Raw genomic sequence first — 26,337 nt, 5'->3', positions numbered from 1 at the left:
GTTATACCCCCAACAATTCAATTGCAGTTGACTCATTTTTCACAATATGACCAATTTGATAGGCTTCCACATTTTGTTCTGCTAAAATCTTCAAAGCGCGTGATACATCTTTTTCATCAACGATAACCGTATAGCCAATACCCATGTTAAAAATGTTATACATTTCATTTGTCTCTATATTGCCTTGTTGTTGTAACCAATCAAATATTTTTGGCGTTGGAAATGATGTAGTATCAATTCTAGCAGCATATCCGGCTGGCAATGCACGTGGAATATTTTCATAAAAGCCTCCACCAGTAATATGATTCATTGCCTTAATAGAAACTTCTTTTTTTAAAGCAAGTACAGGTTTGACATATAATTTAGTTGGTTCTAAAAAGACATCTATAAATGGACGATTATCGAAGTTTGATGCCAAATCAATGCCTGATTCATTAATTAATTTGCGCACTAAACTATATCCATTTGAATGAATGCCACTTGACGCAAGCCCTATAACAACTTGTCCCTCTTTCACTTCTGAACCATCTACATAGTCATCCTTTTCAACTGCTCCAACTGCAAATCCGGCTACATCATATTCACCTTCGTGATACATTTCACCCATTTCAGCAGTCTCTCCACCGATAAGTGCAGTATTCGTTTCAACGCATGCATCACTAATACCTTTAACAATTTGTTCAATAACTTCAGGAACAACTTTATTTGTAGCGATGTAATCTAAAAAATACAATGGTTCTGCACCTGTCGTTAAAATATCATTAACACACATTGCGACTGCATCGATACCTATCGAATCATGTTTCCCATAGTCGATAGCTAGTTTTAATTTCGTACCTACTCCGTCTGTTCCAGAAACTAAAACTGGTGCTGTCATATTTAATTGTGATAAATCAAATGTAGCACCGAATCCACCTAAACCACCGATAACTTCTTTACGCATCGTACGTTTAACATGACTAGACATTCTTTCTACAGCTTCATAACCAGCATGAATATTTACACCAGATTGTTCATATGCTTTAGACATTTAAATTTCCCTCGCTATCAAAAAAGTGTTTGTTTTTAGAAATATATTGCTTTTGTCGATGACTTAAATGCGCTTTATAATTTGCTTCATAATCATATAACCCTGCAGGATAATCTCCAGTGAAACTTTCTACACATAAGCCACTATATGGCGCGTCATAATCTAAACCAATTGATTCAATTAACCCATCTACAGATAGATATGCTAATGAATCAGCGCCAATATAATCTTTAATTTCTTCAGGTGATTTGCTTGCAGAAATTAATTCTGCCGTAGTTGAAACATCGATTCCATAAAAACTTGGGAACATAAATTCCGGTGATGCTATACGCACATGTACTTTATTTGCACCAGAATCTTTTAACATTTTCACAATGCGTCGAATTGTCGTACCGCGAACAATGGAATCATCAACAAGAATGATATTTTTCCCATCTACTATATCTTTTACCGCAGATAACTTCACTCTCACACCTTGCTCACGTAATTCTTGAGTTGGTTGAATAAATGTTCTTGCAACATATTGATTTTTAACTAGTCCCATTTCATATGGCAAACCTATTTCTTCAGCATAACCACTCGCAGCTGATAGCGATGAATTGGGTACACCGATGACCATATCAGCATTTACAGGGCTTTCTTGGGCTAATTTTTTACCAGAAGCTTTACGTACTGCATGGACATTTTTACCAGCTATTGTTGAGTCTGGTCTAGCAAAATAAATATATTCCATCGCAGAAATTGCAGTTGTCGTATGATGTGTATAAGATTTAACTGTAATACCTTTATCGTTAATCACGACATATTCACCTGCATGAATATCTTGAACGAATTCTGCACCTAACACATCTATTGCACATGTTTCACTTGCAAGGATGTATGTCCCATCTTTCATTTTACCTACAACAAGTGGTCTGATAGCATTTGGATCTACTGCGCCATATAACGCATCTTTAGTTAAAATCGCAAATGTAAAACCGCCTTTAACTTTTCGCAAACTTTCTTTCAACGCTTCCTCAAAAGTAGGAGCTTTACTTCGACGTATCAAATGCATAATGACTTCAGTATCAGAAGACGAATGGAAGATAGCACCTTGTTTTTCTAAATTCTGACGCAATGATTTAGCATTAATGAGGTTACCATTATGACAAATACCTACACTCATATCATAAAAGTGATACAGAAACGGTTGAATATTTTCAATACCTTTATTACCTGAAGTAGCATAACGGACGTGACCAATTGCATGTTGATATCCTTTTAATCGTTCCATTTGATCATCTTTAATCGCTTCAGTTAGTAAGCCTAATCCTCGCTCGCCTTTTAATTCATTTTGATCAGAAACAACTATACCTGCACCTTCTTGACCACGATGTTGCAAACTATGAAGTCCCATATATGTTAGTTGCGCTGCTTCAGGATGATTCCAAATACCAAACACGCCACATTCTTCGTTTAATCCTGAGTAGTTAAACATTGAGCAATTGCCCCTTCCCATATTTGTTTAATATCTGAAACATTTTCACTAATCTCTGTATATGGTGTTGTTACTTTGAAATTATCACTATCTGTTAAAAGTCCAATTTCTATTGCATTATCAATATTTAAAGTTTTACCTGATTTAACAGAAACAACATATCGGCCTTGCGTCTCACTAAACAATTGTGCATTTGTTATATCTATTGAAGACTTTAATCCTAAACCGTAATGCGCACTTAGTTTAGCTAAGGTAATCAGTAAGCCACCTTTACCAACTGTTTGAACATGTGATAATAGTCCTTCACGAATAGCGGTCTTGATTGATTCACCTTTTTCAACTTCTGAACTCAAATCTAATGACTCAAATTCATGATTAACTTTGCCATAAATTAACTTTTCAAGTTGACTACCACCAAAGTCGTCCTTAGTATCACCGATTAAATATAATTTATCTCCAACTTGAGGTTCAAAATCATTTAAATAATTTACATTTTCAATCAAACCTACCATTCCAACAACTGGTGTTGGGAAAATAGAAGTACCTTTCGTTTCGTTATATAAAGATACATTTCCAGAAACTACTGGTGTCTTAAGAATGTCGCATGCTTCTGCCATACCTTTCGTTGAATCTATCAACTGTTGATAGATTTCTTTCTTTTCAGGAGAACCATAATTTAAACAATCTGTCATTGCTAATGGTGTTGCACCCACGGCAATTAAATTTCGATAAGCTTCAGCTACTACCATCTTTCCACCTTCATATGGATTGTTATATACATAACGCGCTTCACCATCAATTGTTGAAGCAATTGCCTTATTTGTGCCTTCCACACGTACTACCGATGCTTGAAGTCCTGGCTTAATTATCGTATTGGCACCAACTTGTTGGTCGTATTGATCATATAAATAGTGTTTAGATGCTATAGTCGGATGCTTAAGTAATTTAAAGAAAGTATCTTTAACATCGATGTGTGTATAATCATTTTTAGAAGTATTATAATCTTTTTCTTCTCCTTCTAAAATATATACAGGTGCTTCATCAGCTAGTGGTTCAACTGGAATGTCAGCATAAACTTCGTCATCATATGTTAAAACAAAACGATTTGTATCTGTAACTTCACCTATAACAGCACTATCCAATTCGTGCTTATCAAATAAATCTAAGAATTTTTGTTCAGTACCTTTTTCAACAACTAGTAACATACGTTCTTGAGTTTCTGAAAGCATCATTTCATAAGGAGAAATACCTGGCTCACGTGTTGGCACTTGTTCTAATCTCAAATGTAAACCACTACCACCTTTTGCCGCCATTTCAGACGATGAAGATGTTAAACCAGCAGCACCCATATCTTGAATACCAACTAATTCATCAAATGTAATTGCTTCAAGTGTTGCTTCCATTAATTTTTTACCTACAAATGGATCACCGATTTGTACAGAAGGTCGTTTACTTTCGCTTTCTTCCGTCAATTCTTCAGATGCAAAAGTAGCACCATGAATACCATCTCGACCAGTTTTCAAACCAACATAAATGACCGAATTACCTACACCTTTTGCTGTGCCTTTTTGAATCATGTCGTGATTGATAACACCAACACACATTGCATTAACAAGTGGATTGCCATCATAACGTTCATCAAATTCGATTTCACCAGCAGTTGTTGGAATACCAATGCAGTTACCATAACCTCCGATACCCTTTACAACCCCTTTAAGTAATCTTTGGTTTTGTTTATTATCTAATTCTCCAAATCTAAGACTGTTTAACAAATTAATAGGTCTAGCCCCAATAGAGACAATGTCACGAATGATTCCACCAACGCCTGTAGCAGCCCCTTGATATGGTTCAATTGCTGATGGATGGTTGTGAGACTCTACTTTAAATACTACGGCTTGATTATCACCTATATCGACTACCCCTGCACCTTCACCAGGCCCCATAAGCACATGCTCACCTGACGTAGGAAATTGCTTTAAAAACGGTTTAGAATGTTTATAAGAGCAATGTTCACTCCACATAACAGAAAAGATACCTGTTTCTGTAAAGTTAGGTTGTCTGCCTAAAATATCGCAAACTTTTTCATATTCTTGATCACTTAATCCCATATCTTGATATACTTTTTCAAGTTTAATTTCTTCAACGCTTGGTTCGATAAATTTAGACATGTTGTTCCCTCCAACTTTTTACCATCGCTTCAAATAATTTCACACCACTATCAGTACCTAACAACGTTTCTAAAGCTCTTTCAGGATGTGGCATCATGCCGCATACATTGCCTTTTTCATTAACAATTCCTGCAATATCATCATATGAACCGTTCGGATTATTCACATATTTCAGAATAATTTGATTGTTAGCTTTTAATTGTTGATATATTTCATCAGTACAATAATAATGACCTTCACCGTGAGCTACAGGATATATAACTTTTTCACCTTGTTCATAAAGATTTGTAAATGCCGTTTGATTATTCACTATTTCTAACTCTTCATTTCTACTAATAAATAAATGTGAATCGTTATGCAATAATGCACCAGGTAATAAGCCTATTTCAGTTAAAATTTGAAACCCATTACAAACACCTAATACTGGCTTACCTTCAGCTGCAAGACGTTTAACTTCCGAAATAATCGGCGCTACACTAGCCATTGCCCCAGATCTTAAGTAATCCCCGAATGAAAATCCACCAGGAATAAGTACGCCATCAAATCCACTTAGTGATGTTTCTCTATAATCTACATATTCCGCTTCAACACCACTTTTAATAGCAGCATTAAACATGTCTCTATCACAATTCGAACCTGGAAAAACAAGAACCGCAAATTTCATTTTATGCATTCTCCTTTTCATCATCTAACACTTTATAGCTATATTCTTCAATCACTGTATTTGCAAACAATTTTTCACTTAGAGTTGTAATAATGTTGTGTACCTTTTCATCACTAACCTCATCCACTGTCATATATAATACTTTTCCTACACGAATATCATTCACTTGTGCATAACCTAAGTCATGTACAGCTCGAGTAAGCGTTTGTCCTTGCGTATCTAATACTTGTGGTTGTAATGTGATATGTAGTTCAATTGTTTTCATTATTTTAAATCCTCCAATTTGTTTAAAAATATTTGATATGTTTCAATCAGTGATCCAGTGTTATTTCTATATACATCTTTATCAAAGTTTGCATTGGTAGCTTTATCCCAAATTCGACATGTATCTGGAGATATTTCATCCGCTAACAAAATTTGACCAGTCTCAGTCTTTCCAAATTCGATTTTAAAATCTACTAATTTTAAATTCATAGCATCCATTAATTGTTTCAACACATTATTAATCTTTAATGCTTTGGATTTTAGTATTTCAATATCTTCATCTGATGCTATATTGAGCAATTTAACATGGTCATCCGTTATCAACGGATCATTTAACGCATCATTTTTATAGAAAAATTCCACAAGTGGTTCTCTAAAAACTTCACCATTTTCAAAACCTAAACGCTTTGTAATAGATCCACTAGCAATATTACGAACAACTACTTCTAATGGAATTATTTTCACAGGCTTAACTAATTGTTCTGTTTCAGATAATTGTTTAATAAAGTGACTTTCTATTCCATTTTCTTGTAAATATTTAAATATAATAGAAGTAATTTGATTATTTAATCGCCCCTTACCTGCCATTGTGTCTTTCTTAGCCCCGTTTCCAGCAGTAACTTCATCTTTATATTCAACTCTTAATTCATTTTCTTGATTTGTTGAGAAAATGCGCTTCGCTTTTCCTTCATATAATAATGTCATGCTTTAATTACTCCCCTCAAATTTAGCGTACATATCTTGTTCAGTTTGGTTTACATCATTCGTTAGTACAGTCATATGCCCCATTTTTCTGCTATCTTTACGCTCAGACTTACCATAAATATGTAAGTGCCACTCTGGATGTTCATTAAATTCATTTTCCAATAAATCTAAATCTTTACCTAGTAAGTTCATCATGACTGCTGGCTTTAATAATTCAATTGAATTTGGTAATGATTGTCCGGTAACTGCTAAAATATGAGTATCAAATTGTGAATAATCACATGCTTCAATTGAATAATGTCCGGAATTGTGAGGCCTTGGTGCAATCTCGTTCACATACAATTGGTTGTTACTATCTATAAAAAATTCCACTGTAAATGTTCCAATGAAATGAATCGATTGGATAATTTTATTAACTTGCTCTTTCGCCTCAGCTGTTTTATCTATTCTCGCTGGAACAATTGTTTTGAAAAGTATTTGATTTCTATGCTCATTTTCTTGTAATGGGAAAAAAGTGATTTGATTGTTGTTTCCTCTTGTAACAGTAAGAGATACTTCTTTCTTGATATTCAAATATTTTTCAGCTACGCATTCACTAGTTTCAATTAATTTAAAACCTTCTTGTAAGTCTTTTTCGTTGTTAATTAAAACTTGACCTTTGCCATCGTAGCCACCAAATCTAGTTTTTACAATAAAAGGATATCCTAATGTTTCAATTGCTTTGTCAATATCTGTAGATTCTTTTACTGAAATGAACGGGACAACTTTGGTACCAGCATTTTTTAATGTTTCTTTTTCAGTTAAGCGGTCTTGTAATAACTGTATAGCTTGGTAACCTTGCGGAATATTGTACTTTTCACATAATAGTTTTAATTGTTGGGCTGAAATGTTTTCAAATTCATAAGTAATCACATCACATTTTTGTCCTAATTGATTGAGTGCCTTTTCATCGTCATACTTGGCTTGTATAAATTCGTGTGCAACGTATCTACATGGACAATCTTCAGCAGGATCCAATACAACCACTTTATAACCCATTTTTTGAGCTGATTGTGCCATCATCTTTCCAAGCTGACCACCACCAATAATGCCAATAGTCGCACCAAACTTTAATTTATTGAAGTTCATTTTGCATGTCCTCCACTTTTTGAATTAACGAAGATTCATACTGATTTAGTTTTTCAACTAAAGAAGGATTTTGAATACTTAACATTCTTGCTGCAAGTATACCTGCGTTTTTAGCACCTGCTGCACCAATTGCAGTCGTTGCAACCGGAATACCTCCTGGCATTTGAACAATTGATAATAAAGAATCTATACCCTTTAAACTTTTTGTTTCAATCGGCACTCCAATAACTGGTAGCGTAGTTAATGATGCAACCATACCTGGTAAATGTGCCGCACCGCCAGCGCCTGCAATGATAATGTTTATACCTCTTTCTCTCGCTTCAGAAGCAAATTGAACCATCATTTTTGGCGTACGATGTGCGGATACTACTTGTTTTTCGTACGGAATTTCAAAATAATCCAACATGTTACAACTCTCTTGCATAATTTTCCAATCGGAAGAACTGCCCATAATGACTGCTACTTTCACTTTGTACACCCTTTCAAAAGTTTGAATTGTGAATTACTTTAGTTGTATATTATAGATATAGCATAACAAGCAATTTCTGCTTTTTCAATCAAAAATCGAACTTTATTTTGATTTTTTGTTTGAATTTACGTCTTTTGCTATGTAAATTAGTTTTATGAACTAACAAAGTTAGGATATTGACAATAGGAGGAGAAGTTTTTATGGTTGCTAAAATTTTAGATGGTAAACAAATTGCCAAAGACTACAGACAGGGGTTACAAGATCAAGTTGAAGCGCTAAAAGAAAAGGGTTTTACACCTAAATTATCCGTTATATTAGTTGGTAATGATGGCGCTAGTCAAAGTTATGTTAGATCAAAAAAGAAAGCAGCTGAAAAAATTGGTATGATTTCAGAAATCGTACATTTGGAAGAAACAGCTACTGAAGAAGAAGTATTAAACGAACTAAATAGACTAAATAATGATGATTCTGTAAGTGGTATTTTGGTACAAGTACCATTACCAAAACAAGTTAGCGAACAGAAAATATTAGAAGCAATCAATCCTGAAAAAGATGTGGACGGATTTCATCCAATAAATATAGGGAAATTATATATCGATGAACAAACTTTTGTACCTTGCACACCGCTCGGCATCATGGAAATATTAAAACATGCTGATATTGATTTAGAAGGTAAAAATGCAGTTGTAATTGGACGAAGTCATATTGTCGGACAACCAGTTTCTAAGTTACTACTTCAAAAAAATGCATCAGTAACAATCTTACATTCTCGTTCAAAAGATATGGCATCATATTTAAAGGATGCTGATGTCATTGTCAGTGCAGTTGGTAAGCCTGGTTTAGTAACAAAAGATGTGGTCAAAGAAGGAGCAGTAATTATCGATGTTGGCAATACGCCAGATGAAAATGGCAAATTAAAAGGTGACGTTGATTATGATGCGGTTAAAGAAATTGCTGGAGCTATTACACCAGTTCCTGGTGGCGTTGGTCCATTAACAATTACTATGGTATTAAATAATACTTTGCTTGCAGAAAAAATGCGTCGAGGTATTGATTCGTAAAGAGCCTGAGACATAAATCAATGTTCTATGCTCTACAAAGTTATAATGGCAGTAGTTGACTGAACGAAAATTCGCTTGTAACAAGCTTTTTTCAATTCTAGTCAACCTTGCCGGGGTGGGACGACGAAATAAATTTTACGAAAATATCATTTCTGTCCCACTCCCTAATAACTGAGTTTTAATGAAGTCTTTTAACCCACATTTAATATTATTTCGCAATTGAAATGAATAACAAGAAAAATCTGGGACATTAATCGATCAAATGCTCCCTTCAAAGTAGACATTGAATAAATGAAGGCTTTGAAGGGAGCATTTCACTTTGTACTTGGCTCAACAATTTTATATAGACAGTAGTTAATTGAATGAAAATAAGCTTGTAACAAGCATTTTTCAATTTTAGTCCGGGGCCCCAACACAGAAGCTGTGACTATGATAAAGTACTACTACATAGTTAATCATTAGTGGTTCTTTATCATTTTCGCCTCCCTTTTCTTATTGTTTTGATACACAAAAATTTAAGTTCAAACTGTCGAATAAAGTTATATTTGATTTCAAATTATCCCTAAATTATTAATTTTACAATTGTGGCAGATTTTCAAAATAATAATTATTTCCTCATTATTTATAAATTTATATTTAAATTTCATTCTTTATAGGGTAAGATTAGGACTATAGTATGATGTGTAAATAATATAAATTAAGGTATAGTAAAGCTAACTCAGAAATGACTTATCATTCGGAGGTTACATTATGAATAAACTATTACAGTCATTATCAGCCCTCGGTGTTTCTGCTACACTAGTAACACCAAATTTAAATGCAGATGCAACGACGAATACTACACCACAAATTAAAGGCGCTAATGATATCGTTATTAAGAAAGGTCAAGATTATAACCTTCTAAACGGCATAAGTGCATTTGATAAAGAAGATGGAGATTTAACCGATAAAATTAAAGTCGATGGCCAAATTGATACATCTAAATCTGGTAAATATCAAATTAAATATCATGTCACTGATTCAGATGGTGCAATTAAAATTTCCACTAGGTATATTGAGGTTAAATAGCCCTCATCACTATACTGCAAATAAAATGGTAGCAAACGAACATGTTTTGCTACCATTTTATTTGTTATTCTAACTTCATCTGCAACTTTAACCCAAATATTGTATTTTTTCTGTATACCAAAGGACTACCTATCAAATTATTAAAACTTAACTGCTCTTTTTAAAAAAATGTTTTGATTTTGAACAAACAAATTTCCACTTTTCATTGTTTAACGATAAATTACTTATGGCAAATTCCTTATTAAAATGTTTGCGCTTCCTTTCAATCAACTAGCCATCATTTTTAATTTATTAGACAATTTCAAACTTTTTTTATTTTCATTCAATTAACCTTTAATTGAAAGCTATTCTCAACTTTCCTTTTAAATATGAAGCAATTTTTTCAAAAACGCTATTAGTCACAAAATGTACACATAATTTTAACAAATGTGTGAACCCACGTCACACCTTGATTTATCAACATTTTTGATACAATTTTATTAATTTTTTTCCCATAAGCCCTTGTAAATATTGTGTAATAACTTAAAATTAATGTTAAGCCCTACATTTGTAGTATTAGGAGGTCAAAAAAGTGTCAAAATTTAAGTCTTTGCTTCTATTATTTGGCACACTAATTTTACTTAGTGGTTGTTCAAATATAGAAATTTTCAACGCAAAAGGGCCAGTAGCAAGTAGTCAGAAGTTCTTGATTCTTTATTCAATCGTCTTCATGCTTGTTATTTGTTTCGTTGTACTTGGCATGTTCGCCATTTTTATTTACAAGTATAGTTATAATAAGAATGCCGAATCTGGTAAGATGCACCATAATGCCATCATTGAAACAATATGGTTTGTAATACCTATCATAATCGTTGCTGCTTTAGCTATTCCTACAGTTAAAACTTTATACGATTACGAAAAACCACCGAAGAGTGAGAAAGATCCAATGGTTGTATATGCAGTAAGTGCAGGATACAAATGGTTCTTTGCTTATCCAGATGAACATATAGAGACTGTTAATACATTAACAATCCCTAAAGATCGTCCTGTTGTATTTAAGCTTCAAGCTATGGATACAATGACAAGTTTCTGGATTCCACAATTAGGTGGTCAAAAATATGCCATGACTGGCATGACAATGAATTGGACGTTAGAAGCATCTCAAACTGGTACGTTCAGAGGTCGTAACTCTAACTTCAATGGTGAAGGATTCTCACGTCAAACATTTAAAGTAAATGCCGTTAGTCAAAAAGACTACGACAAATGGGTGAAAGAAGTTAAAGGTAAGAAAACGTTAGATCAAGATACATTTGATAAACAATTATTACCAAGCACACCTAATAAAGCTTTAGAATTTAATGGTACACATATGGCGTTTGTTGATCCAGCAGCCGATCCAGAATACATCTTCTATGCATATAAACGTTTCAATTTCGAATTGAAAGATCCAAACTTCACTAGTGAAGAAAATATGTTTAAAGATGTATCAGACAAACCATTAATACCTGCTCGTAAAGCTCAAATTACAAATGCGAACTATAAACGACATGGTATGAAGTTGATGATTCTTGGAAATGACGAACCATATAACAATGAGTTCAAGAAAGATGAATCGAAAAATGCGAAAGAAATGAAGAAAATTTCAAAAGATGCGCAAGATCAAGACAATGATGATCATGGAGGTGGACATTAATGAATTTTCCATGGGATCAATTACTAGTTAAAGGTAACTGGATGATTACAATGGCACAAATTGGTGCCCCATTCTTAGTTATTGGTTTAATCGCAGTAATTACTTACTTTAAATTATGGAAATATCTTTACAAAGAATGGTTCACATCTGTAGACCATAAGAAAATCGGTATTATGTATTTAATCTGTGCCGTATTAATGTTCGTCCGTGGTGGTATTGATGCGTTACTTATTCGTGCGCAATTAACAGTACCTGATAACAAATTTTTAGAATCTAACCACTATAACGAAATTTTTAGTACACATGGTGTAATCATGATTATCTTCATGGCAATGCCATTTATCTTTGGTTTATGGAATATCGTTGTTCCATTACAAATTGGAGCACGTGATGTTGCATTCCCAGTATTAAACAACGTAAGTTTCTGGCTATTCTTTGCAGGTATGATTTTATTCAACCTGTCATTTATTATTGGTGGTTCACCAGCAGCTGGTTGGACAAACTATGCGCCACTAGCAGGTGAATTCAGTCCTGGTCCGGGTGTTAACTATTACTTAATAGCTATACAAATTTCAGGGCTTGGTACCTTAGCTACAGGTATCAACTTCTTTGTAACAATTTTAAGATGTAAAACACCAACTATGAAGTTTATGCAAATGCCAATGTTTACAGTAACAACATTTATTACTACATTAATTGTTATTCTTGCTTTCCCTCCTTTAACAGTAGCGTTAGCATTAATGACAACTGATAGAATATTTGACACAGCATTCTTCACAGTTGCACATGGCGGTATGCCAATGCTTTGGGCTAACTTCTTCTGGGTATGGGGGCACCCTGAAGTTTATATCGTTATCCTTCCAGCATTTGGTATTTACTCAGAAATTATCCCGACATTCGCTCGTAAGCGTTTATTCGGACATCAAAGTATGGTATGGGCAACTGCCGGTATCGCGTTCCTTAGTTTCTTAGTTTGGGTTCACCATTTCTTCACAATGGGTAATGGTGCGTTAATCAACTCATTCTTCTCAATTTCAACAATGCTGATTGGTATTCCAACTGGTGTGAAATTGTTTAACTGGTTATTAACATTATATAAAGGACGTATTACATTTGAGTCACCAATGCTATTCTCATTAGCATTTATCCCTAACTTCCTTTTAGGTGGTGTTACGGGTGTAATGTTAGCAATGGCATCAGCTGACTTTCAATATCACAATACGTACTTCTTAGTAGCTCACTTCCACTATACATTGGTTACTGGTGTTGTATTTGCCTGCTTAGCTGGTTTAATCTTCTGGTATCCAAAGATGATGGGTTACAAATTAAACGAAACATTAAACAAATGGTGCTTCTGGTTCTTCATGATCGGATTTAACGTTTGTTTCTTACCACAATTCATTCTTGGATTAGATGGTATGCCACGTCGTTTATACACTTATATGCCATCAGATGGTTGGTTCTTATTAAACTTAATTTCAACTATCGGTGCATTATTAATGGCAATCGGATTCTTATTCCTTGTTGTTAGTATCGTATACAGTCACTTCAAATCTCCACGTGAAGCAACTGGAGATAACTGGGATGGCCTTGGCCGTACTCTAGAGTGGACTACTGCATCAGCAATTCCACCTAAATACAACTTTGCCATTACACCAGATTGGAATGACTACGACACATTTGTTGATATGAAAGAACATGGTCGTCATTACTTAGACAACCATAATTACAAAGACATTCATATGCCAAACAATACTCCTGTTGGATTCTGGATTGGTATCTTTATGACTATCGGCGGTTTCTTCTTAATTTTCGAAACTGTAATTCCAGCATTAATTTGTTTATTCGGTATTTTTGGTACTATGATTTATCGCAGTTTCCAAATCGATCACGGATATCATATCCCTGCTGCTGAAGTTGCTGAAACTGAAGCTAGATTAAGAGAAGCGCGTATTAAAGAAAGGGAGGCTGTAAGTCATGAGTCATGATACAAACACTATTGATTCACGCACACATGAAGGCGAATTAAATAAGCTTGGCTTTTGGATTTTCATTACAGCCGAATTTGCGTTATTCGGTACCCTATTTGCGACACTATTAACTTTGCAACATGGTGGCGATTATGCAGGTAAAATGACTACTGAGTTATTTGAATTGCCTCTTGTTTTAATAATGACGTTTGCATTATTATTCAGTTCTTACACATGTGGTATTGCTATTTACTACATGCGCCAAGAAAAACAAAAGTTAATGATGTTTTGGATGATTATTACGTTACTTTTAGGTTTAGTCTTTGTTGGATTCGAAATTTATGAATTCGCACACTATGCATCAGAAGGCGTTAACCCAACAATTGGTTCTTACTGGTCTAGTTTCTTTATCCTATTAGGAACGCATGGTTGTCACGTATCGCTAGGTATCGTTTGGGCCATTTGTTTATTAATCCAAATCCAACGACGCGGATTAGACAAATATAATGCGCCAAAATTATTTATAGTAAGTTTATACTGGCACTTCTTAGATGTTGTTTGGGTTTTCATCTTTACTGCCGTATATATGATAGGGATGGTGTATAGCGGATGAGTACAATAATGAAACATACTGTAGGATTTATCGCATCTATCGTATTAACGCTTTTAGCAGTTTACGTAACACTATACACGTCATTAACATTCCACGCGAAGTTGACAATTATCTTTGGCTTTGCATTCGTCCAAGCAGGACTTCAATTATTAATGTTCATGCATTTAACTGAAGGTAAAGATGGACGTTTACAAACATTCAAAGTTATCTTTGCTCTTGTAATTACACTTTGTTTCGTTGTCGGAACATATTGGGTTATGCAAGGCGGTCACTCTTCACACTTATAAACAACATTTTAATAATGTAAAGTTTAACCAGCTAACACTTTTGTTAGCTGGTTTTTATTTTCCTTCAATTTTTAAATGGTTAAGTCCCCTTCTATATCTTATAAGACAATCATTATAATCAATTCAATTAATACATTAACAACCACAACTAATAAATATAGTAACTTCAAAATCCATATTTATGTCTAAAGATAATCTCAATGTTGTTCACGTCAATAAAATTATCCCTAGGTTTTTAAAAATTGTACATGTTTAAACAATCAAAAGTGTACATTATTAAATTATCATTTCCAGTTAGATTTAGAAAACATTCACACCACGCATGGACCAACGTATTCGTCTTCATTCATTTTAGTCTGATGCCAACTCACCAAATGATTTCCCCTTTTATCAGTTAACACATATTTTTAAACTCATCCTTCTTCAACCTTATACTTTATACTTTTTACCACTATAAAAAAGAAGATATAACTCGTATACTGGTCAGGTAAGGTCGATGCCTTAATGCCATATACATGTTATATCTTCTATATTAATTATTGAACAATAACACCCTTCGTATTGTAAGGTTTATTTTGTTTTAAAATATCATTATAAATATGTTTGATTCGAACTTCATTGTTTCCTTTTACATTTAATGCAAGTACAACTACATACTTATCATTATAGTAAACAGTAAAGACTTGTCCAAAGAATCCCCCGTTAAGTCTATTCAATGTTGGCTTAGCATAGAAACCATATCGATATTCATCTGGATACTGTTTCGTACCAAACTCATGTAATAATGGATTGGTTATTTTAGGACTGAATAATTTATATTGTTGTATTTGAGTAATTAATTTACCCATATCTGTTGGTGTCATATATAAATTACCTGCACCATAGTATTGGTCCAAAATATTAGGTCTTAAGAATGAAAGTCCTGTACTATTATAAGCATAACCTTTTGCTAGATATTTTTTAAAAGGTTGTTCATCATAAAATGCTGTGTGCTGAAGTTTTAAAGGATCTCCTATTTTTGTATAATAATTCTCAGCATAAGATTTACCTGTAACTTCTTCAATTACTTTCGCAAGTACTAAATAATTCCCATCGTTATACATATGCTTTTTGTATTTCTTAGGATCAATACCACGTTTTTGAATCGCTTTAACTGCTTGATCTAAATTTTTATAATCTTTTGAGGATTTATATTTATATAATCCACTTTGATGCAACATTAAATCTTTCAATGGGATAGGCTTAGATGTTTTAAACCATGGAAGGTATTTACTTACTGGATCATTGATATTTATTTTATGTTCTTCTTCTAACTGTTTTAACAGTAACCCTGTTGAAAATTTTTGAGCTGAACCTATTAAAAACATCGTATTCGGTGTGTTTTTAATACCTTTTTCAAAATCTTGATATCCATAACCTTTACTCATTTTCAATTTGCCATTTTCATATATAGCTACTGAACCGTTAAATAATGAACTTTGTAAATACTTGTCAATTTTCTTATATTTAGGATCCTTGCTATTATATACCTCTTTTAGTTTAGACGGCGCAACCTTTTCCTTATTACGATCCACTAAATATTTTTCATTGTCTGATAATTTTGTTTCCTTATGTATTGGGTCTATAGAATGTGTCTTCGTCTGTAATCGATGAAAAATTAACGCTATAGAAATAATGATAAATAATAGTACACACGCATGTATAACTAGTTTTACTTTATTAAATTTCATTTGATAATTGCCTCACAATGTATTCATTTTATATATTTAAATCGTTAAAAATTTGAACCTAGATGCCTAATAATACAACTTACAAAAATTAACTTATCATTCATTTATGCTTTACGCTACATAGTAATAAGTTTTTCTAATATGTTATCTATACAACAAAATTAATTATACCTTATCACTTTGTATAAATCACTCGAATTTATATTACGCCTTTAAATTTTTTAAGACATCATACTAAAGTCGCATTATATTTTTAAAAATGCTTTTTGATTTTAACAAAACATTCAAATTACAAGGAACTTTGACATAACATTTGTATTTTTTACTATAAAGTACTACAATTTAAGGCTATAATGTATTAGTAATGAAGTTGTATAAATATCGTTCAACTAATTATATTTTAAAATTATGATTATGATTTAACAAAAATTTAATATAGGAGCATCAATCATGAATAAATTTTTAAAATACTTTTTGATCCTTCTAGCATTGGTTCTCATTGTTGTTCCAATAGTCTTCGCTACGTTACTTTTTAAAACGTCCCAAGATGCATTCGAATCTTCTCAAGACAGCAAAAATGCTAATCGTCAATCCAACTTAAGAGATAATAAAGTCAATCCCGAAGAACAACCTATCTCTATTCTTTTCTTAGGTATCGATGATAACGATGGAAGAAGAAAAAAAGGACAGGATGCTGAACACTCTAGATCAGACGCTATGATTTTAACTACTTTTAATCAATCAAAACATCAAATTAGAATGCTTAGTATTCCACGTGATACTATCAGCTACATTCCTAAAGTTGGCTATTACGATAAGATTACCCATGCACATGCATATGGTGGTCCAATTGCCGCAATGGATTCGGTAGAAGCTACCATGAATGTACCTGTTGATTATTATGTGAGAGTTAATATGAAAGCATTTGTCGAGGCTGTAAATGAGCTTGGTGGCATATACTATGATGTGCCATACGACTTAAATGAACCTAACACAGATGATACTGGTAAGATTAAAATTAAAAAAGGGTACCAAAAATTAAATGGTGATGAGGCTTTAGCAGTTGCTAGAACTAGACATCATGATTCAGACTTAAAACGTGGACAACGTCAAATGGAATTAATTAAGATTTTATTCCAAAAAGCACAGGAAGTTGATTCTATTGATAAACTTGATAACGTGATTCAAATTGTAGGTAAAAATGCAAAGCATAATTTAACTAACTCTGAAATTAAAGCTTTAGCAAAAATGTACTTAACAAATGATGTTGAAATTAAAACTGCGCAATTAAAAGGTAAAGATGATATGTTAAATGGTATTTACTATTATCATCCAAGTGTTGAAAGCATTCAAAAATATGCAAACTTACTTCGTAAAGACTTAGAATTATCACCTATTAATGATAAAAATGATTTCTTAGATCAACGTGTTATCAACCATTATGGTTCATTAATACCATTAACGCCTTTAGATAGTAGTTTATTGAGAAAAGAACAAAATGATACGACAGATAAAGATAAATCTTCGAATAATACTGACGACAGTAATAATAGTAATAACAACAATGGTGTCAATAATCAGCAACAACCTACTACGGGTCAAAACACTAACCAAGATCAAGGTAATATTCAACAAACGCCACAAGCTTCAAATAACCAAAATGGTGTTGTAAACTAATATTATATGACGATTAACATTTACTATTTATGAAAGGAGCATCATACATGAGTAGAAAAACATACGAAAAGATTGCAAATATAAATGGCATGTTTAATATGTTAGAACAACAAATTATTCATAGCCAAGATATGGCTCATTTTAGAAGTGAATTTTTTTACGTCAATCATGAGCATCGAGAAAACTATGAAGCACTCCTAATTTATTACAAAAATAGTATCGAGAATCCTATTGTAGATGGTGCATGTTATATTTTAGCCCTACCTGAAATTTTCAATAGTGTAGATGTTTTCGAATCAGAGTTACCATTTTCATGGGTATATGATGAAAATGGCATTACCGAAACAATGAAATCACTTAGTATTCCATTACAATATTTAGTCGCAGCAGCTTTAGAAGTGACAGATGTGAATATATTTAAACCTTCTGGGTTTGCAATGGGAATGAATAATTGGAATATTGCTCAAATGCGAATCTTTTGGCAATATACAGCAATTATTAGAAAAGAAGCACTATAACATTAATAATTAATTAGCTATAAAGATGATTCATATGAATCATCTTTATAGCTTTTTTATGTCTAATTATTTTTGAGGAAAATAACAATCGTTATTCTATGTTATTATTAGTAAATTAAATGTAAATGATTTTGTTAGGATATGGAGGAATTTTATGTTTTCAAAAGTAAACAATCAAAAGATGTTAGAAGATTGCTTCTATATAAGAAAGAAAGTGTTTGTAGAAGAACAAGGCGTCCCAGAGGAAAGTGAAATTGATGAATATGAATCTGAATCTATTCACCTCATTGGATATGATAATGGACAGCCAGTTGCCACAGCTCGTATACGCCCTATTAATGAAACAACTGTCAAAATAGAACGAGTGGCTGTGACAAAATCACATCGTGGACAAGGAATGGGTAGAATGCTTATGCAAGCTGTAGAATCATTAGCTAAAGATGAAGGTTTTTACGTAGCTACTATGAATGCCCAATGTCATGCTATCCCATTTTATGAAAGTTTAAACTTTAAAATGAGAGGTAATATATTTCTTGAGGAAGGCATCGAGCATATTGAAATGACAAAAAAGTTAACCTCGCTTAATTAAAAAAAGTTGTATCTATTTTAGAAACATTTGTAATAAACCAATTCTTAAATTGACATCAATTCTATTTGATTTGTCACGTCACCATTGAGATTCAAAATTTTTTTCATTTTTTTACAGTGAGAATGTAAATTAAGAGTATATTACAAATTGGTTAAATACGCACAGGTATATAAAACAGGTACTATAATGTTAGTAATAATTAATAAATGTTAGGAGTAATAAATAGAATGGCGAAAAAATTCAATTACAAACTACCATCAATGGTTGCATTAACGCTTGTAGGTTCAGCAGTCACTGCACATCAAGTTCAAGCAGCTGAGACGACACAAGATCAAACTACTAATAAAAACGTTTTAGATAGTAATAAAGTTAAAGCAACTACTGAACAAGCAAAAGCTGAGGTAAAAAATCCAACGCAAAACATTTCTGGCACTCAAGTATATCAAGACCCTGCTATTGTCCAACCAAAAACAGCAAATAACAAAACAGGCAATGCTCAAGTAAGTCAAAAAGTTGATACTGCACAAGTAAATGGTGACACTCGTGCTAATCAATCAGCGACTACAAATAATACGCAGCCTGTTGCAAAGTCAACAAGCACTACAGCACCTAAAACTAACACTAATGTTACAAATGCTGGTTATAGTTTAGTTGATGATGAAGATGATAATTCAGAAAATCAAATTAATCCAGACTTAATTAAATCAGCTGCTAAACCTGCAGCTCTTGAAACGCAATATAAAGCCGCAGCACCTAAAGCTGCAACTACAACAGCACCTAAAGCTAAAACTGAAGCGACACCTAAAGTAACTACATTTAGCGCTTCAGCACAACCAAGATCAGTTGCTGCAACACCAAAAACGAGTTTGCCAAAATATAAACCACAAGTAAACTCTTCAATTAACGATTACATTCGTAAAAATAACTTAAAAGCACCTAAAATTGAAGAAGATTATACATCTTACTTCCCTAAATACGCATACCGTAACGGCGTAGGTCGTCCTGAAGGTATCGTAGTTCATGATACAGCTAATGATCGTTCGACGATAAATGGTGAAATTAGTTATATGAAAAATAACTATCAAAACGCATTCGTACATGCATTTGTTGATGGGGATCGTATAATCGAAACAGCACCAACGGATTACTTATCTTGGGGTGTCGGTGCAGTCGGTAACCCTAGATTCATCAATGTTGAAATCGTACACACACACGACTATGCTTCATTTGCACGTTCAATGAATAACTATGCTGACTATGCAGCTACACAATTACAATATTATGGTTTAAAACCAGACAGTGCTGAGTATGATGGAAATGGTACAGTATGGACTCACTACGCTGTAAGTAAATATTTAGGTGGTACGGACCATGCCGATCCACATGGATATTTAAGAAGTCATAATTATAGTTATGATCAATTATATGACTTAATTAATGAAAAATATTTAATAAAAATGGGTAAAGTGGCGCCATGGGGTACGCAATCTACAACTACCCCTACTACACCATCAAAACCAACAACACCGTCGAAACCATCAACTGGTAAATTAACAGTTACAGCAAACAATGGTGTCGCGCAAATCAAACCAACAAATAGTGGTTTATATACTACTGTTTACGACAAAACTGGTAAAGCAACTAATGAAGTTCAAAAAACATTTGCTGTATCTAAAACAGCTACATTAGGTAATCAAAAATTCTATCTTGTTCAAGATTACAATTCTGGTAATAAATTTGGTTGGGTTAAAGAAGGCGATGTGGTTTACAACACAGCTAAATCACCTGTAAATGTAAATCAATCATATTCAATCAAACCTGGTACGAAACTTTATACAGTACCTTGGGGTACATCTAAACAAGTTGCTGGTAGCGTGTCTGGCTCTGGAAACCAAACATTTAAGGCTTCAAAGCAACAACAAATTGATAAATCAATTTATTTATATGGCTCTGTGAATGGTAAATCTGGTTGGGTAAGTAAAGCATATTTAGTTGATACTGCTAAACCTACGCCTACACCAACACCTAAGCCATCAACACCTACAACAAATAATAAATTAACAGTTTCATCATTAAACGGTGTTGCTCAAATTAATGCTAAAAACAATGGCTTATTCACTACAGTTTATGACAAAACCGGTAAGCCAACGAAAGAAGTTCAAAAAACATTTGCTGTAACAAAAGAAGCAAGTCTAGGTGGAAACAAATTCTACTTAGTTAAAGATTATAATAGTCCAACTTTAATTGGTTGGGTTAAACAAGGTGACGTTATTTATAACAATGCAAAATCACCTGTAAATGTAATGCAAACATATACAGTAAAACCAGGCACTAAATTATATTCAGTACCTTGGGGCACTTATAAACAAGAAGCTGGTGCAGTTTCTGGTACAGGTAACCAAACTTTTAAAGCGACTAAGCAACAACAAATTGATAAATCTATCTATTTATTTGGAACTGTAAATGGTAAATCTGGTTGGGTAAGTAAAGCATATTTAGCTGTACCTGCTGCACCTAAAAAAGCAGTAGCACAACCAAAAACAGCTGTAAAAGCTTATACTGTTACTAAACCACAAACGACTCAAACAGTTAGCAAGATTGCTCAAGTTAAACCAAACAACACTGGTATTCGTGCTTCTGTTTATGAAAAAACAGCGAAAAACGGTGCGAAATATGCAGACCGTACGTTCTATGTAACAAAAGAGCGTGCTCATGGTAATGAAACGTATGTATTATTAAACAATACAAGCCATAACATCCCATTAGGTTGGTTCAATGTAAAAGACTTAAATGTTCAAAACTTAGGCAAAGAAGTTAAAACGACTCAAAAATATACTGTTAATAAATCAAATAACGGCTTATCAATGGTTCCTTGGGGTACTAAAAACCAAGTCATTTTAACAGGCAATAACATTGCTCAAGGTACATTTAATGCAACGAAACAAGTATCTGTAGGCAAAGATGTTTATTTATACGGTACTATTAATAACCGCACTGGTTGGGTAAATGCAAAAGATTTAACTGCACCAACTGCTGTTAAACCAACTACATCAGCTGCCAAAGATTATAACTACACTTATGTAATTAAAAATGGTAATGGTTATTACTATGTAACACCAAATTCTGATACAGCTAAATACTCATTAAAAGCATTTAATGAGCAACCATTCGCAGTTGTTAAAGAACAAGTCATTAATGGACAAACTTGGTACTATGGTAAATTATCTAACGGTAAATTAGCATGGATTAAATCAACTGATTTAGCTAAAGAATTAATTAAGTATAATCAAACAGGTATGACATTAAACCAAGTTGCTCAAATACAAGCTGGTTTACAATATAAACCACAAGTACAACGTGTACCAGGTAAGTGGACAGATGCTAACTTTAATGATGTTAAGCATGCAATGGATACGAAGCGTTTAGCTCAAGATCCAGCATTAAAATATCAATTCTTACGCTTAGACCAACCACAAAATATTTCTATTGATAAAATTAATCAATTCTTAAAAGGTAAAGGTGTATTAGAAAACCAAGGTGCTGCATTTAACAAAGCTGCTCAAATGTATGGCATTAATGAAGTTTATCTTATCTCACATGCCCTATTAGAAACAGGTAACGGTACTTCTCAATTAGCGAAAGGTGCAGATGTAGTGAACAACAAAGTTGTAACTAACTCAAACACGAAATACCATAACGTATTTGGTATTGCTGCATATGATAACGATCCTTTACGTGAAGGTATTAAATATGCTAAACAAGCTGGTTGGGACACAGTATCAAAAGCAATCGTTGGTGGTGCTAAATTCATCGGCAACTCATATGTAAAAGCTGGTCAAAATACACTTTACAAAATGAGATGGAATCCTCCACATCCAGGAACACACCAATATGCTACAGATGTAGATTGGGCTAACATCAATGCTAAAATCATCAAAGGCTACTATGATAAAATTGGCGAAGTCGGCAAATACTTCGACATCCCACAATATAAATAAGCAACATGAACATAGGATCAAAAGTCATCCCCCCACTATCAATCATGGGGGATGACCTTTGATCCCTTTTTTATACATACACAAGCAAAAATAGCGGTGATTGTTTACCATCAATTTTAACAATCACCGCTACTTTTGCTTGTAATTCATGATTCAATTTTTGTTGTGTGCACAATGACACTAAATTATGTGTTTGCTATTGTCGTGTTACAACGATATGCGTCGTTGATTTAACTTATCAAGTAATTGATTTAAATTGTCTAATTCGACTTCCGATAAACATTGACATCTTGCTTCAATCAATTCGCAACGTGCATTATTTATTTGTGAAATTAATGTACGTGCTTGATCAGTCAAAATTAATTCTTTACATCTTAAATCTTCGCTAGATTGTTGACTTGTGATGTACCCTTTCAAAACTAATTTCTTAATCCATCTTGAAACTATAGATTGTTCCCTGCTAATCTTCATCGTCAAATCATACTGTGATAAGCGATCGTAATTAAATAAAATACGGAGAAGTTCTAGCTGTTCAGATGTGATATCCGTGCGTTGTCCAAATCTTCTATTCACTAAGTTTAAGTCATTGTTAGTCAGTGTAATAAGTTTTTCAAGTTGTTTATACATGTTGTTCTACTCCACTACATATTATTTATAATATTATATGCTTTTTTTATAATTTTTACAATACTATTCGACACAATAGACAAATTTGTTGCATAACTAATACAAAATATAATAAATTAGTAAGAGTCTTATGGACATAAAGGAGATAAAATATGACTTCATTAAAAGAGAGAGATTATTTTTTTGACAACGCAAGAGCAATTTTAATATTATTAGTCGTATTTGGACATATGTTACAACCCTACACTAGTGGCGATAAATATTTATCAGCATTATACCTAGTTATTTATAGTTTCCATATGCCAACATTTTTGTTTATATCTGGTTATTTCGCGAAAAATATTGATAAACCATACTATTTAGAAAAAATTTCAAAACGTTTGATAGTACCTTATATGATATTTTTTGCATTCTTTTCAATTTATTATTTCTTAACAGGTAAAAGTGACGAATTACAACTTGATCCTTTTAACCCAGTATTTGCGTTATGGTTTTTGATCACGCTATTTTTCTTTCATGTCATTTTAGTAATAGTTAGAAGATTTAATCCATATAAAGTGCTATCAGTTTCAATTATTATATCTATTGGAGCAGGTTTTTCAGATAACATCGATAGCTACTTAAGCATTTCAAGGACAATCGTATTTTTCCCAATATTTTATCTAGGTTACATTTTCACCAAAAAACATACGGCTATTTTTAAAAATAAAAAACTAATACCAGTATCTATCATTACCTTTATTTTGTTTTTTATCGTTTACGTGATTCATCCTATCAATGCAGATTGGTTATTAGGAAGTTCACCATATACTTCACTTGAAAATGAAGGACAGAGTGTATTCAGTCCTTTTAAACGACTTATATTATATGGAATTATATTAATCGCAATGACTGCGTTTCTAAATTTAATGTCAACAAAGAAAAAATTATATACTTATATTGGTAGTCGTACGCTATACGTATATTTATTACATGGTTTAATTATTGGCATTGTTAGAGGATTTGAATGGTATCCATTCGATAATCCTATATCATTAATGACGTATCTTTATTTAATAAGTATATCTGTAATCATCGTATATGTATTATCTACAAACTTTGTTTGTAAATGGACAAATCCAATAATTAATTTACAAAGACCATCACAGTTTAAAGATTCATAATTTTATAGTGTCTAAGTACATTAACTGTAACCACTTTATTCATTTTGAAAAGTAGTTACTACAGTGTATTTAGACATTTTTCGTTTTTCAAATAAAGCTTAAGTAATTTACCCTTTTTTGCTTTAAAAGTATGTTATGATATTATTAATTTCTAAATTTTTAGACAATATTTGATTTATATTTGAGGTGTCACAAATGAAACTTTCTTTAAATTCTAATTCTAAATATTTAAGAGCACCAAGTATTCGCCAATTTTCAAATCGTATGAATAATTTGGATGATTGTGTTAATTTAACTATTGGCCAACCAGACTTCCCGATGCCTGATGTTGTGAAAAAGGCATATATTGATGCTATTAACAATGACAAGACATCATACTCTCACAATAAAGGGTTATTAGAAACTCGCGAAGCAATTAGTCAATACTTCAAAAATCGTTATCATTTTTCCTATGATCCTGAAGAAATTATTGTGACAAATGGAGCAAGTGAAGCAATAGACACAACGTTACGTTCTATCATAGAGCCTGGAGATGAAATTATAATACCGGGACCAATTTATGCAGGCTACATACCACTCATCGAAGTACTAGGTGGTAAACCAATTTATATTGATACAACAGCAACACAATTTAAAATTACACCTGATGCATTAGAAAGTCATATTTCTCCAAAGACAAAAGCTGTCTTGTTAAATTATCCGACTAATCCAACTGGCGTAGTTTTAAAAAGAAATGAAGTTTTAAATATCGTAAATGTATTAAAAAAATATCCGTTATTTATTATTAGCGATGAGATTTATGCTGAAAATACATTTAGTGGTAAACATGTATCCTTCGCTGAATTTGAAGACATTCGTGATCAATTAATATTAATTGGTGGTTTAAGTAAATCACACTCAGCAACCGGAATAAGAATTGGTTTTCTATTAGGACCTCAATATTTGATTGATAAATTAACATTTATGCACGCCTATAATTGTATTTGTGCCAATGTTCCAGCTCAAATAGCATGTATAACAGCACTTAACGAAGGATTAGAAGCTCCTAAATATATGAACGAAGCTTATGTAGAACGAAGAAATTATTTAGTATCTGAATTAACTAAATTAGGTTTTGAGATTACCGCTCAACCTGAAGGCGCGTTTTATATTTTCCCAAGTATTAAACATATCACCGATGACGATTTCGAATTTTGTGTCGATTTACTTGAATCAACACATTTAGCAATCGTTCCAGGCTCATCCTTTACAGAATTCGGTAAAGGATTTGTAAGGATTTCCTATGCTTATGAAATGGATGTTTTAAAAGAAGGTATGAAGAGACTTGCTAAATATTTAAATACTAAATAAAAATGATATGTTGAACTGGACGTCGTGAACTAAATTCATAGTACGTTCAGTTTTTTATATTCTATAAGTTTTAAATAATACTCTATAGAGACTGTAAATACTACCGAGT

The 26,337-nt window shown here is 32.8% G+C and carries 24 protein-coding genes; 12 read left to right on the top strand and 12 right to left on the bottom strand.

What is annotated here, in order from left to right; all coding sequences use genetic code 11:
* Position 1: 1 nt before the first annotated feature.
* The 8 genes from purM to purE are packed head-to-tail and all read right to left on the bottom strand — an operon-like array spanning position 2 to position 7,905.
* Positions 2–1,030, bottom strand: a complete 1,029-nt coding sequence (purM, locus tag KI230_RS05225) for a phosphoribosylformylglycinamidine cyclo-ligase (protein WP_000030815.1) — start codon at positions 1,028–1,030, stop codon at positions 2–4.
* On the bottom strand, positions 1,023–2,507 hold the full coding sequence (gene purF / locus KI230_RS05220; RefSeq protein ID WP_000483713.1) for an amidophosphoribosyltransferase: 1,485 nt from the start codon (positions 2,505–2,507) through the stop codon (positions 1,023–1,025). Before purF ends, purM begins: the two co-directional genes overlap by 8 nt.
* Positions 2,486–4,675 carry a phosphoribosylformylglycinamidine synthase subunit PurL gene (gene purL, locus KI230_RS05215; protein WP_000032745.1) on the bottom strand — a complete coding sequence of 730 codons (2,190 nt, stop codon included), beginning with the start codon at positions 4,673–4,675 and terminating at the stop codon, positions 2,486–2,488. The genes purF and purL overlap by 22 nt, the downstream gene beginning before the upstream one ends.
* Entirely contained in the window at positions 4,668–5,339 is a 672-nt protein-coding gene (gene purQ / locus KI230_RS05210; protein WP_000666799.1) for a phosphoribosylformylglycinamidine synthase I, read from the bottom strand. The genes purL and purQ overlap by 8 nt, the downstream gene beginning before the upstream one ends.
* Position 5,340: 1 nt before the next feature.
* A complete protein-coding gene (gene purS / locus KI230_RS05205) occupies positions 5,341–5,604 on the bottom strand; it encodes a phosphoribosylformylglycinamidine synthase subunit PurS (protein ID WP_000848350.1) in 264 nt (87 codons plus the stop codon).
* Positions 5,604–6,308 carry a phosphoribosylaminoimidazolesuccinocarboxamide synthase gene (purC, locus tag KI230_RS05200; RefSeq protein WP_000174053.1) on the bottom strand — a complete coding sequence of 235 codons (705 nt, stop codon included), beginning with the start codon at positions 6,306–6,308 and terminating at the stop codon, positions 5,604–5,606. Before purC ends, purS begins: the two co-directional genes overlap by 1 nt.
* A gap of 3 nt (positions 6,309–6,311) precedes the next feature.
* A complete protein-coding gene (gene purK / locus KI230_RS05195; protein WP_214958341.1) occupies positions 6,312–7,436 on the bottom strand; it encodes a 5-(carboxyamino)imidazole ribonucleotide synthase in 1,125 nt (374 codons plus the stop codon).
* Positions 7,423–7,905 (bottom strand): 5-(carboxyamino)imidazole ribonucleotide mutase, encoded by a 483-nt coding sequence (gene purE / locus KI230_RS05190; protein ID WP_000861572.1) that lies wholly within the window; start codon positions 7,903–7,905, stop codon positions 7,423–7,425. The genes purK and purE overlap by 14 nt, the downstream gene beginning before the upstream one ends.
* A gap of 200 nt (positions 7,906–8,105) precedes the next feature.
* Here purE and folD point away from each other — a divergent pair, with 200 nt between their 5' ends.
* Together folD and KI230_RS05180 are read left to right on the top strand one after the other, a co-directional pair.
* Positions 8,106–8,966 carry a bifunctional methylenetetrahydrofolate dehydrogenase/methenyltetrahydrofolate cyclohydrolase FolD gene (gene folD, locus KI230_RS05185; protein ID WP_000225837.1) on the top strand — a complete coding sequence of 287 codons (861 nt, stop codon included), beginning with the start codon at positions 8,106–8,108 and terminating at the stop codon, positions 8,964–8,966.
* Positions 8,967–9,716: 750 nt separating this feature from the next.
* Entirely contained in the window at positions 9,717–10,034 is a 318-nt protein-coding gene (locus tag KI230_RS05180) for a DUF5011 domain-containing protein (RefSeq protein ID WP_001037831.1), read from the top strand.
* A gap of 147 nt (positions 10,035–10,181) precedes the next feature.
* Here KI230_RS05180 and KI230_RS05175 read toward each other — a convergent pair whose 3' ends face one another.
* Positions 10,182–10,304: a hypothetical protein gene (locus KI230_RS05175; RefSeq protein WP_001788584.1), complete on the bottom strand. Its 123-nt coding sequence runs from the start codon at positions 10,302–10,304 to the stop codon at positions 10,182–10,184.
* A 301-nt stretch (positions 10,305–10,605) separates the two neighbouring features.
* Between KI230_RS05175 and qoxA the strand changes: the two genes are divergently transcribed.
* Genes qoxA through qoxD form a run of 4 tightly spaced genes read left to right on the top strand, consistent with a single transcriptional unit; the run spans position 10,606 to position 14,576 of the window.
* Positions 10,606–11,706, top strand: coding sequence for a cytochrome aa3 quinol oxidase subunit II (gene qoxA, locus KI230_RS05170; protein ID WP_000032836.1), 1,101 nt, complete (start codon positions 10,606–10,608; stop codon positions 11,704–11,706).
* On the top strand, positions 11,706–13,694 hold the full coding sequence (qoxB, locus tag KI230_RS05165; RefSeq protein WP_214958340.1) for a cytochrome aa3 quinol oxidase subunit I: 1,989 nt from the start codon (positions 11,706–11,708) through the stop codon (positions 13,692–13,694). The genes qoxA and qoxB overlap by 1 nt, the downstream gene beginning before the upstream one ends.
* Positions 13,684–14,289 carry a cytochrome aa3 quinol oxidase subunit III gene (gene qoxC / locus KI230_RS05160; protein WP_000017736.1) on the top strand — a complete coding sequence of 202 codons (606 nt, stop codon included), beginning with the start codon at positions 13,684–13,686 and terminating at the stop codon, positions 14,287–14,289. Before qoxB ends, qoxC begins: the two co-directional genes overlap by 11 nt.
* Positions 14,290–14,297: 8 nt before the next feature.
* Complete coding sequence (gene qoxD / locus KI230_RS05155) at positions 14,298–14,576, top strand: cytochrome aa3 quinol oxidase subunit IV (RefSeq protein WP_001797236.1); 279 nt, start codon at positions 14,298–14,300, stop codon at positions 14,574–14,576.
* A gap of 536 nt (positions 14,577–15,112) precedes the next feature.
* Here the strand turns inward: qoxD and fmtA are convergent.
* The gene (fmtA, locus tag KI230_RS05150; RefSeq protein WP_000671245.1) at positions 15,113–16,306 is read right to left on the bottom strand and encodes a teichoic acid D-Ala esterase FmtA; all 1,194 of its coding nucleotides are present in this window, start codon (positions 16,304–16,306) and stop codon (positions 15,113–15,115) included.
* 450 nt (positions 16,307–16,756) lie between these two features.
* On the opposite strand from fmtA, the gene KI230_RS05145 reads away from it, so the two are divergent.
* The 4 genes from KI230_RS05145 to atl all read left to right on the top strand — a co-directional run bounded on the left by KI230_RS05145 (position 16,757) and on the right by atl (position 23,088).
* A complete protein-coding gene (locus KI230_RS05145) occupies positions 16,757–17,983 on the top strand; it encodes a polyisoprenyl-teichoic acid--peptidoglycan teichoic acid transferase (protein ID WP_001031976.1) in 1,227 nt (408 codons plus the stop codon).
* Between the two features lie 47 nt (positions 17,984–18,030).
* Positions 18,031–18,501 carry an osmotic stress response protein gene (locus tag KI230_RS05140; RefSeq protein ID WP_000088436.1) on the top strand — a complete coding sequence of 157 codons (471 nt, stop codon included), beginning with the start codon at positions 18,031–18,033 and terminating at the stop codon, positions 18,499–18,501.
* 154 nt (positions 18,502–18,655) lie between these two features.
* Positions 18,656–19,090, top strand: a complete 435-nt coding sequence (locus KI230_RS05135; RefSeq protein WP_000491990.1) for a GNAT family N-acetyltransferase — start codon at positions 18,656–18,658, stop codon at positions 19,088–19,090.
* A 227-nt stretch (positions 19,091–19,317) separates the two neighbouring features.
* Entirely contained in the window at positions 19,318–23,088 is a 3,771-nt protein-coding gene (gene atl / locus KI230_RS05130; protein WP_214958339.1) for a bifunctional autolysin, read from the top strand.
* 70 nt (positions 23,089–23,158) lie between these two features.
* Here the strand turns inward: atl and KI230_RS05125 are convergent, their stop codons facing one another.
* Both KI230_RS05125 and KI230_RS05120 read right to left on the bottom strand, forming a co-directional pair.
* The gene (locus KI230_RS05125; RefSeq protein WP_001788579.1) at positions 23,159–23,269 is read right to left on the bottom strand and encodes a hypothetical protein; all 111 of its coding nucleotides are present in this window, start codon (positions 23,267–23,269) and stop codon (positions 23,159–23,161) included.
* Positions 23,270–23,295: 26 nt separating this feature from the next.
* Positions 23,296–23,715 (bottom strand): MarR family transcriptional regulator, encoded by a 420-nt coding sequence (locus KI230_RS05120; protein ID WP_000278015.1) that lies wholly within the window; start codon positions 23,713–23,715, stop codon positions 23,296–23,298.
* Positions 23,716–23,867: 152 nt separating this feature from the next.
* On the opposite strand from KI230_RS05120, the gene KI230_RS05115 reads away from it, so the two are divergent.
* Together KI230_RS05115 and KI230_RS05110 are read left to right on the top strand one after the other, a co-directional pair.
* Entirely contained in the window at positions 23,868–24,878 is a 1,011-nt protein-coding gene (locus KI230_RS05115; RefSeq protein WP_000202440.1) for an acyltransferase family protein, read from the top strand.
* Between the two features lie 195 nt (positions 24,879–25,073).
* Positions 25,074–26,228 carry an aminotransferase class I/II-fold pyridoxal phosphate-dependent enzyme gene (locus KI230_RS05110; protein ID WP_000777581.1) on the top strand — a complete coding sequence of 385 codons (1,155 nt, stop codon included), beginning with the start codon at positions 25,074–25,076 and terminating at the stop codon, positions 26,226–26,228.
* Positions 26,229–26,337 lie beyond the last annotated feature (109 nt).

Source organism: Staphylococcus sp. MZ3 (assembly GCF_018622755.1).
GTDB classification, from domain to species: Bacteria; Bacillota; Bacilli; order Staphylococcales; family Staphylococcaceae; genus Staphylococcus; species Staphylococcus aureus.
The sequence above is the reverse complement of the archived record's forward strand: the minus strand, read 5'-3'. Positions and strand labels throughout refer to the sequence as shown.

What these genes read in the sequence shown, in the direction of transcription:
- purQ (WP_000666799.1), bottom strand. Translation starts at nt 5,339, where the DNA reads ATGAAATTTGCGGTTCTTGTTTTTCCAGGTTCGAATTGTGATAGAGAC.
- fmtA (WP_000671245.1), bottom strand. Translation starts at nt 16,306, where the DNA reads ATGAAATTTAATAAAGTAAAACTAGTTATACATGCGTGTGTACTATTA.
- purM (WP_000030815.1), bottom strand. Translation starts at nt 1,030, where the DNA reads ATGTCTAAAGCATATGAACAATCTGGTGTAAATATTCATGCTGGTTAT.
- qoxB (WP_214958340.1), top strand. Translation starts at nt 11,706, where the DNA reads ATGAATTTTCCATGGGATCAATTACTAGTTAAAGGTAACTGGATGATT.
- purS (WP_000848350.1), bottom strand. Translation starts at nt 5,604, where the DNA reads ATGAAAACAATTGAACTACATATCACATTACAACCACAAGTATTAGAT.
- purL (WP_000032745.1), bottom strand. Translation starts at nt 4,675, where the DNA reads ATGTCTAAATTTATCGAACCAAGCGTTGAAGAAATTAAACTTGAAAAA.
- KI230_RS05110 (WP_000777581.1), top strand. Translation starts at nt 25,074, where the DNA reads ATGAAACTTTCTTTAAATTCTAATTCTAAATATTTAAGAGCACCAAGT.
- KI230_RS05115 (WP_000202440.1), top strand. Translation starts at nt 23,868, where the DNA reads ATGACTTCATTAAAAGAGAGAGATTATTTTTTTGACAACGCAAGAGCA.
- KI230_RS05140 (WP_000088436.1), top strand. Translation starts at nt 18,031, where the DNA reads ATGAGTAGAAAAACATACGAAAAGATTGCAAATATAAATGGCATGTTT.
- KI230_RS05120 (WP_000278015.1), bottom strand. Translation starts at nt 23,715, where the DNA reads ATGTATAAACAACTTGAAAAACTTATTACACTGACTAACAATGACTTA.
- atl (WP_214958339.1), top strand. Translation starts at nt 19,318, where the DNA reads ATGGCGAAAAAATTCAATTACAAACTACCATCAATGGTTGCATTAACG.
- purC (WP_000174053.1), bottom strand. Translation starts at nt 6,308, where the DNA reads ATGACATTATTATATGAAGGAAAAGCGAAGCGCATTTTCTCAACAAAT.
- purF (WP_000483713.1), bottom strand. Translation starts at nt 2,507, where the DNA reads ATGTTTAACTACTCAGGATTAAACGAAGAATGTGGCGTGTTTGGTATT.
- KI230_RS05135 (WP_000491990.1), top strand. Translation starts at nt 18,656, where the DNA reads ATGTTTTCAAAAGTAAACAATCAAAAGATGTTAGAAGATTGCTTCTAT.
- KI230_RS05180 (WP_001037831.1), top strand. Translation starts at nt 9,717, where the DNA reads ATGAATAAACTATTACAGTCATTATCAGCCCTCGGTGTTTCTGCTACA.
- qoxD (WP_001797236.1), top strand. Translation starts at nt 14,298, where the DNA reads ATGAAACATACTGTAGGATTTATCGCATCTATCGTATTAACGCTTTTA.
- qoxC (WP_000017736.1), top strand. Translation starts at nt 13,684, where the DNA reads ATGAGTCATGATACAAACACTATTGATTCACGCACACATGAAGGCGAA.
- folD (WP_000225837.1), top strand. Translation starts at nt 8,106, where the DNA reads ATGGTTGCTAAAATTTTAGATGGTAAACAAATTGCCAAAGACTACAGA.
- purK (WP_214958341.1), bottom strand. Translation starts at nt 7,436, where the DNA reads ATGAACTTCAATAAATTAAAGTTTGGTGCGACTATTGGCATTATTGGT.
- KI230_RS05145 (WP_001031976.1), top strand. Translation starts at nt 16,757, where the DNA reads ATGAATAAATTTTTAAAATACTTTTTGATCCTTCTAGCATTGGTTCTC.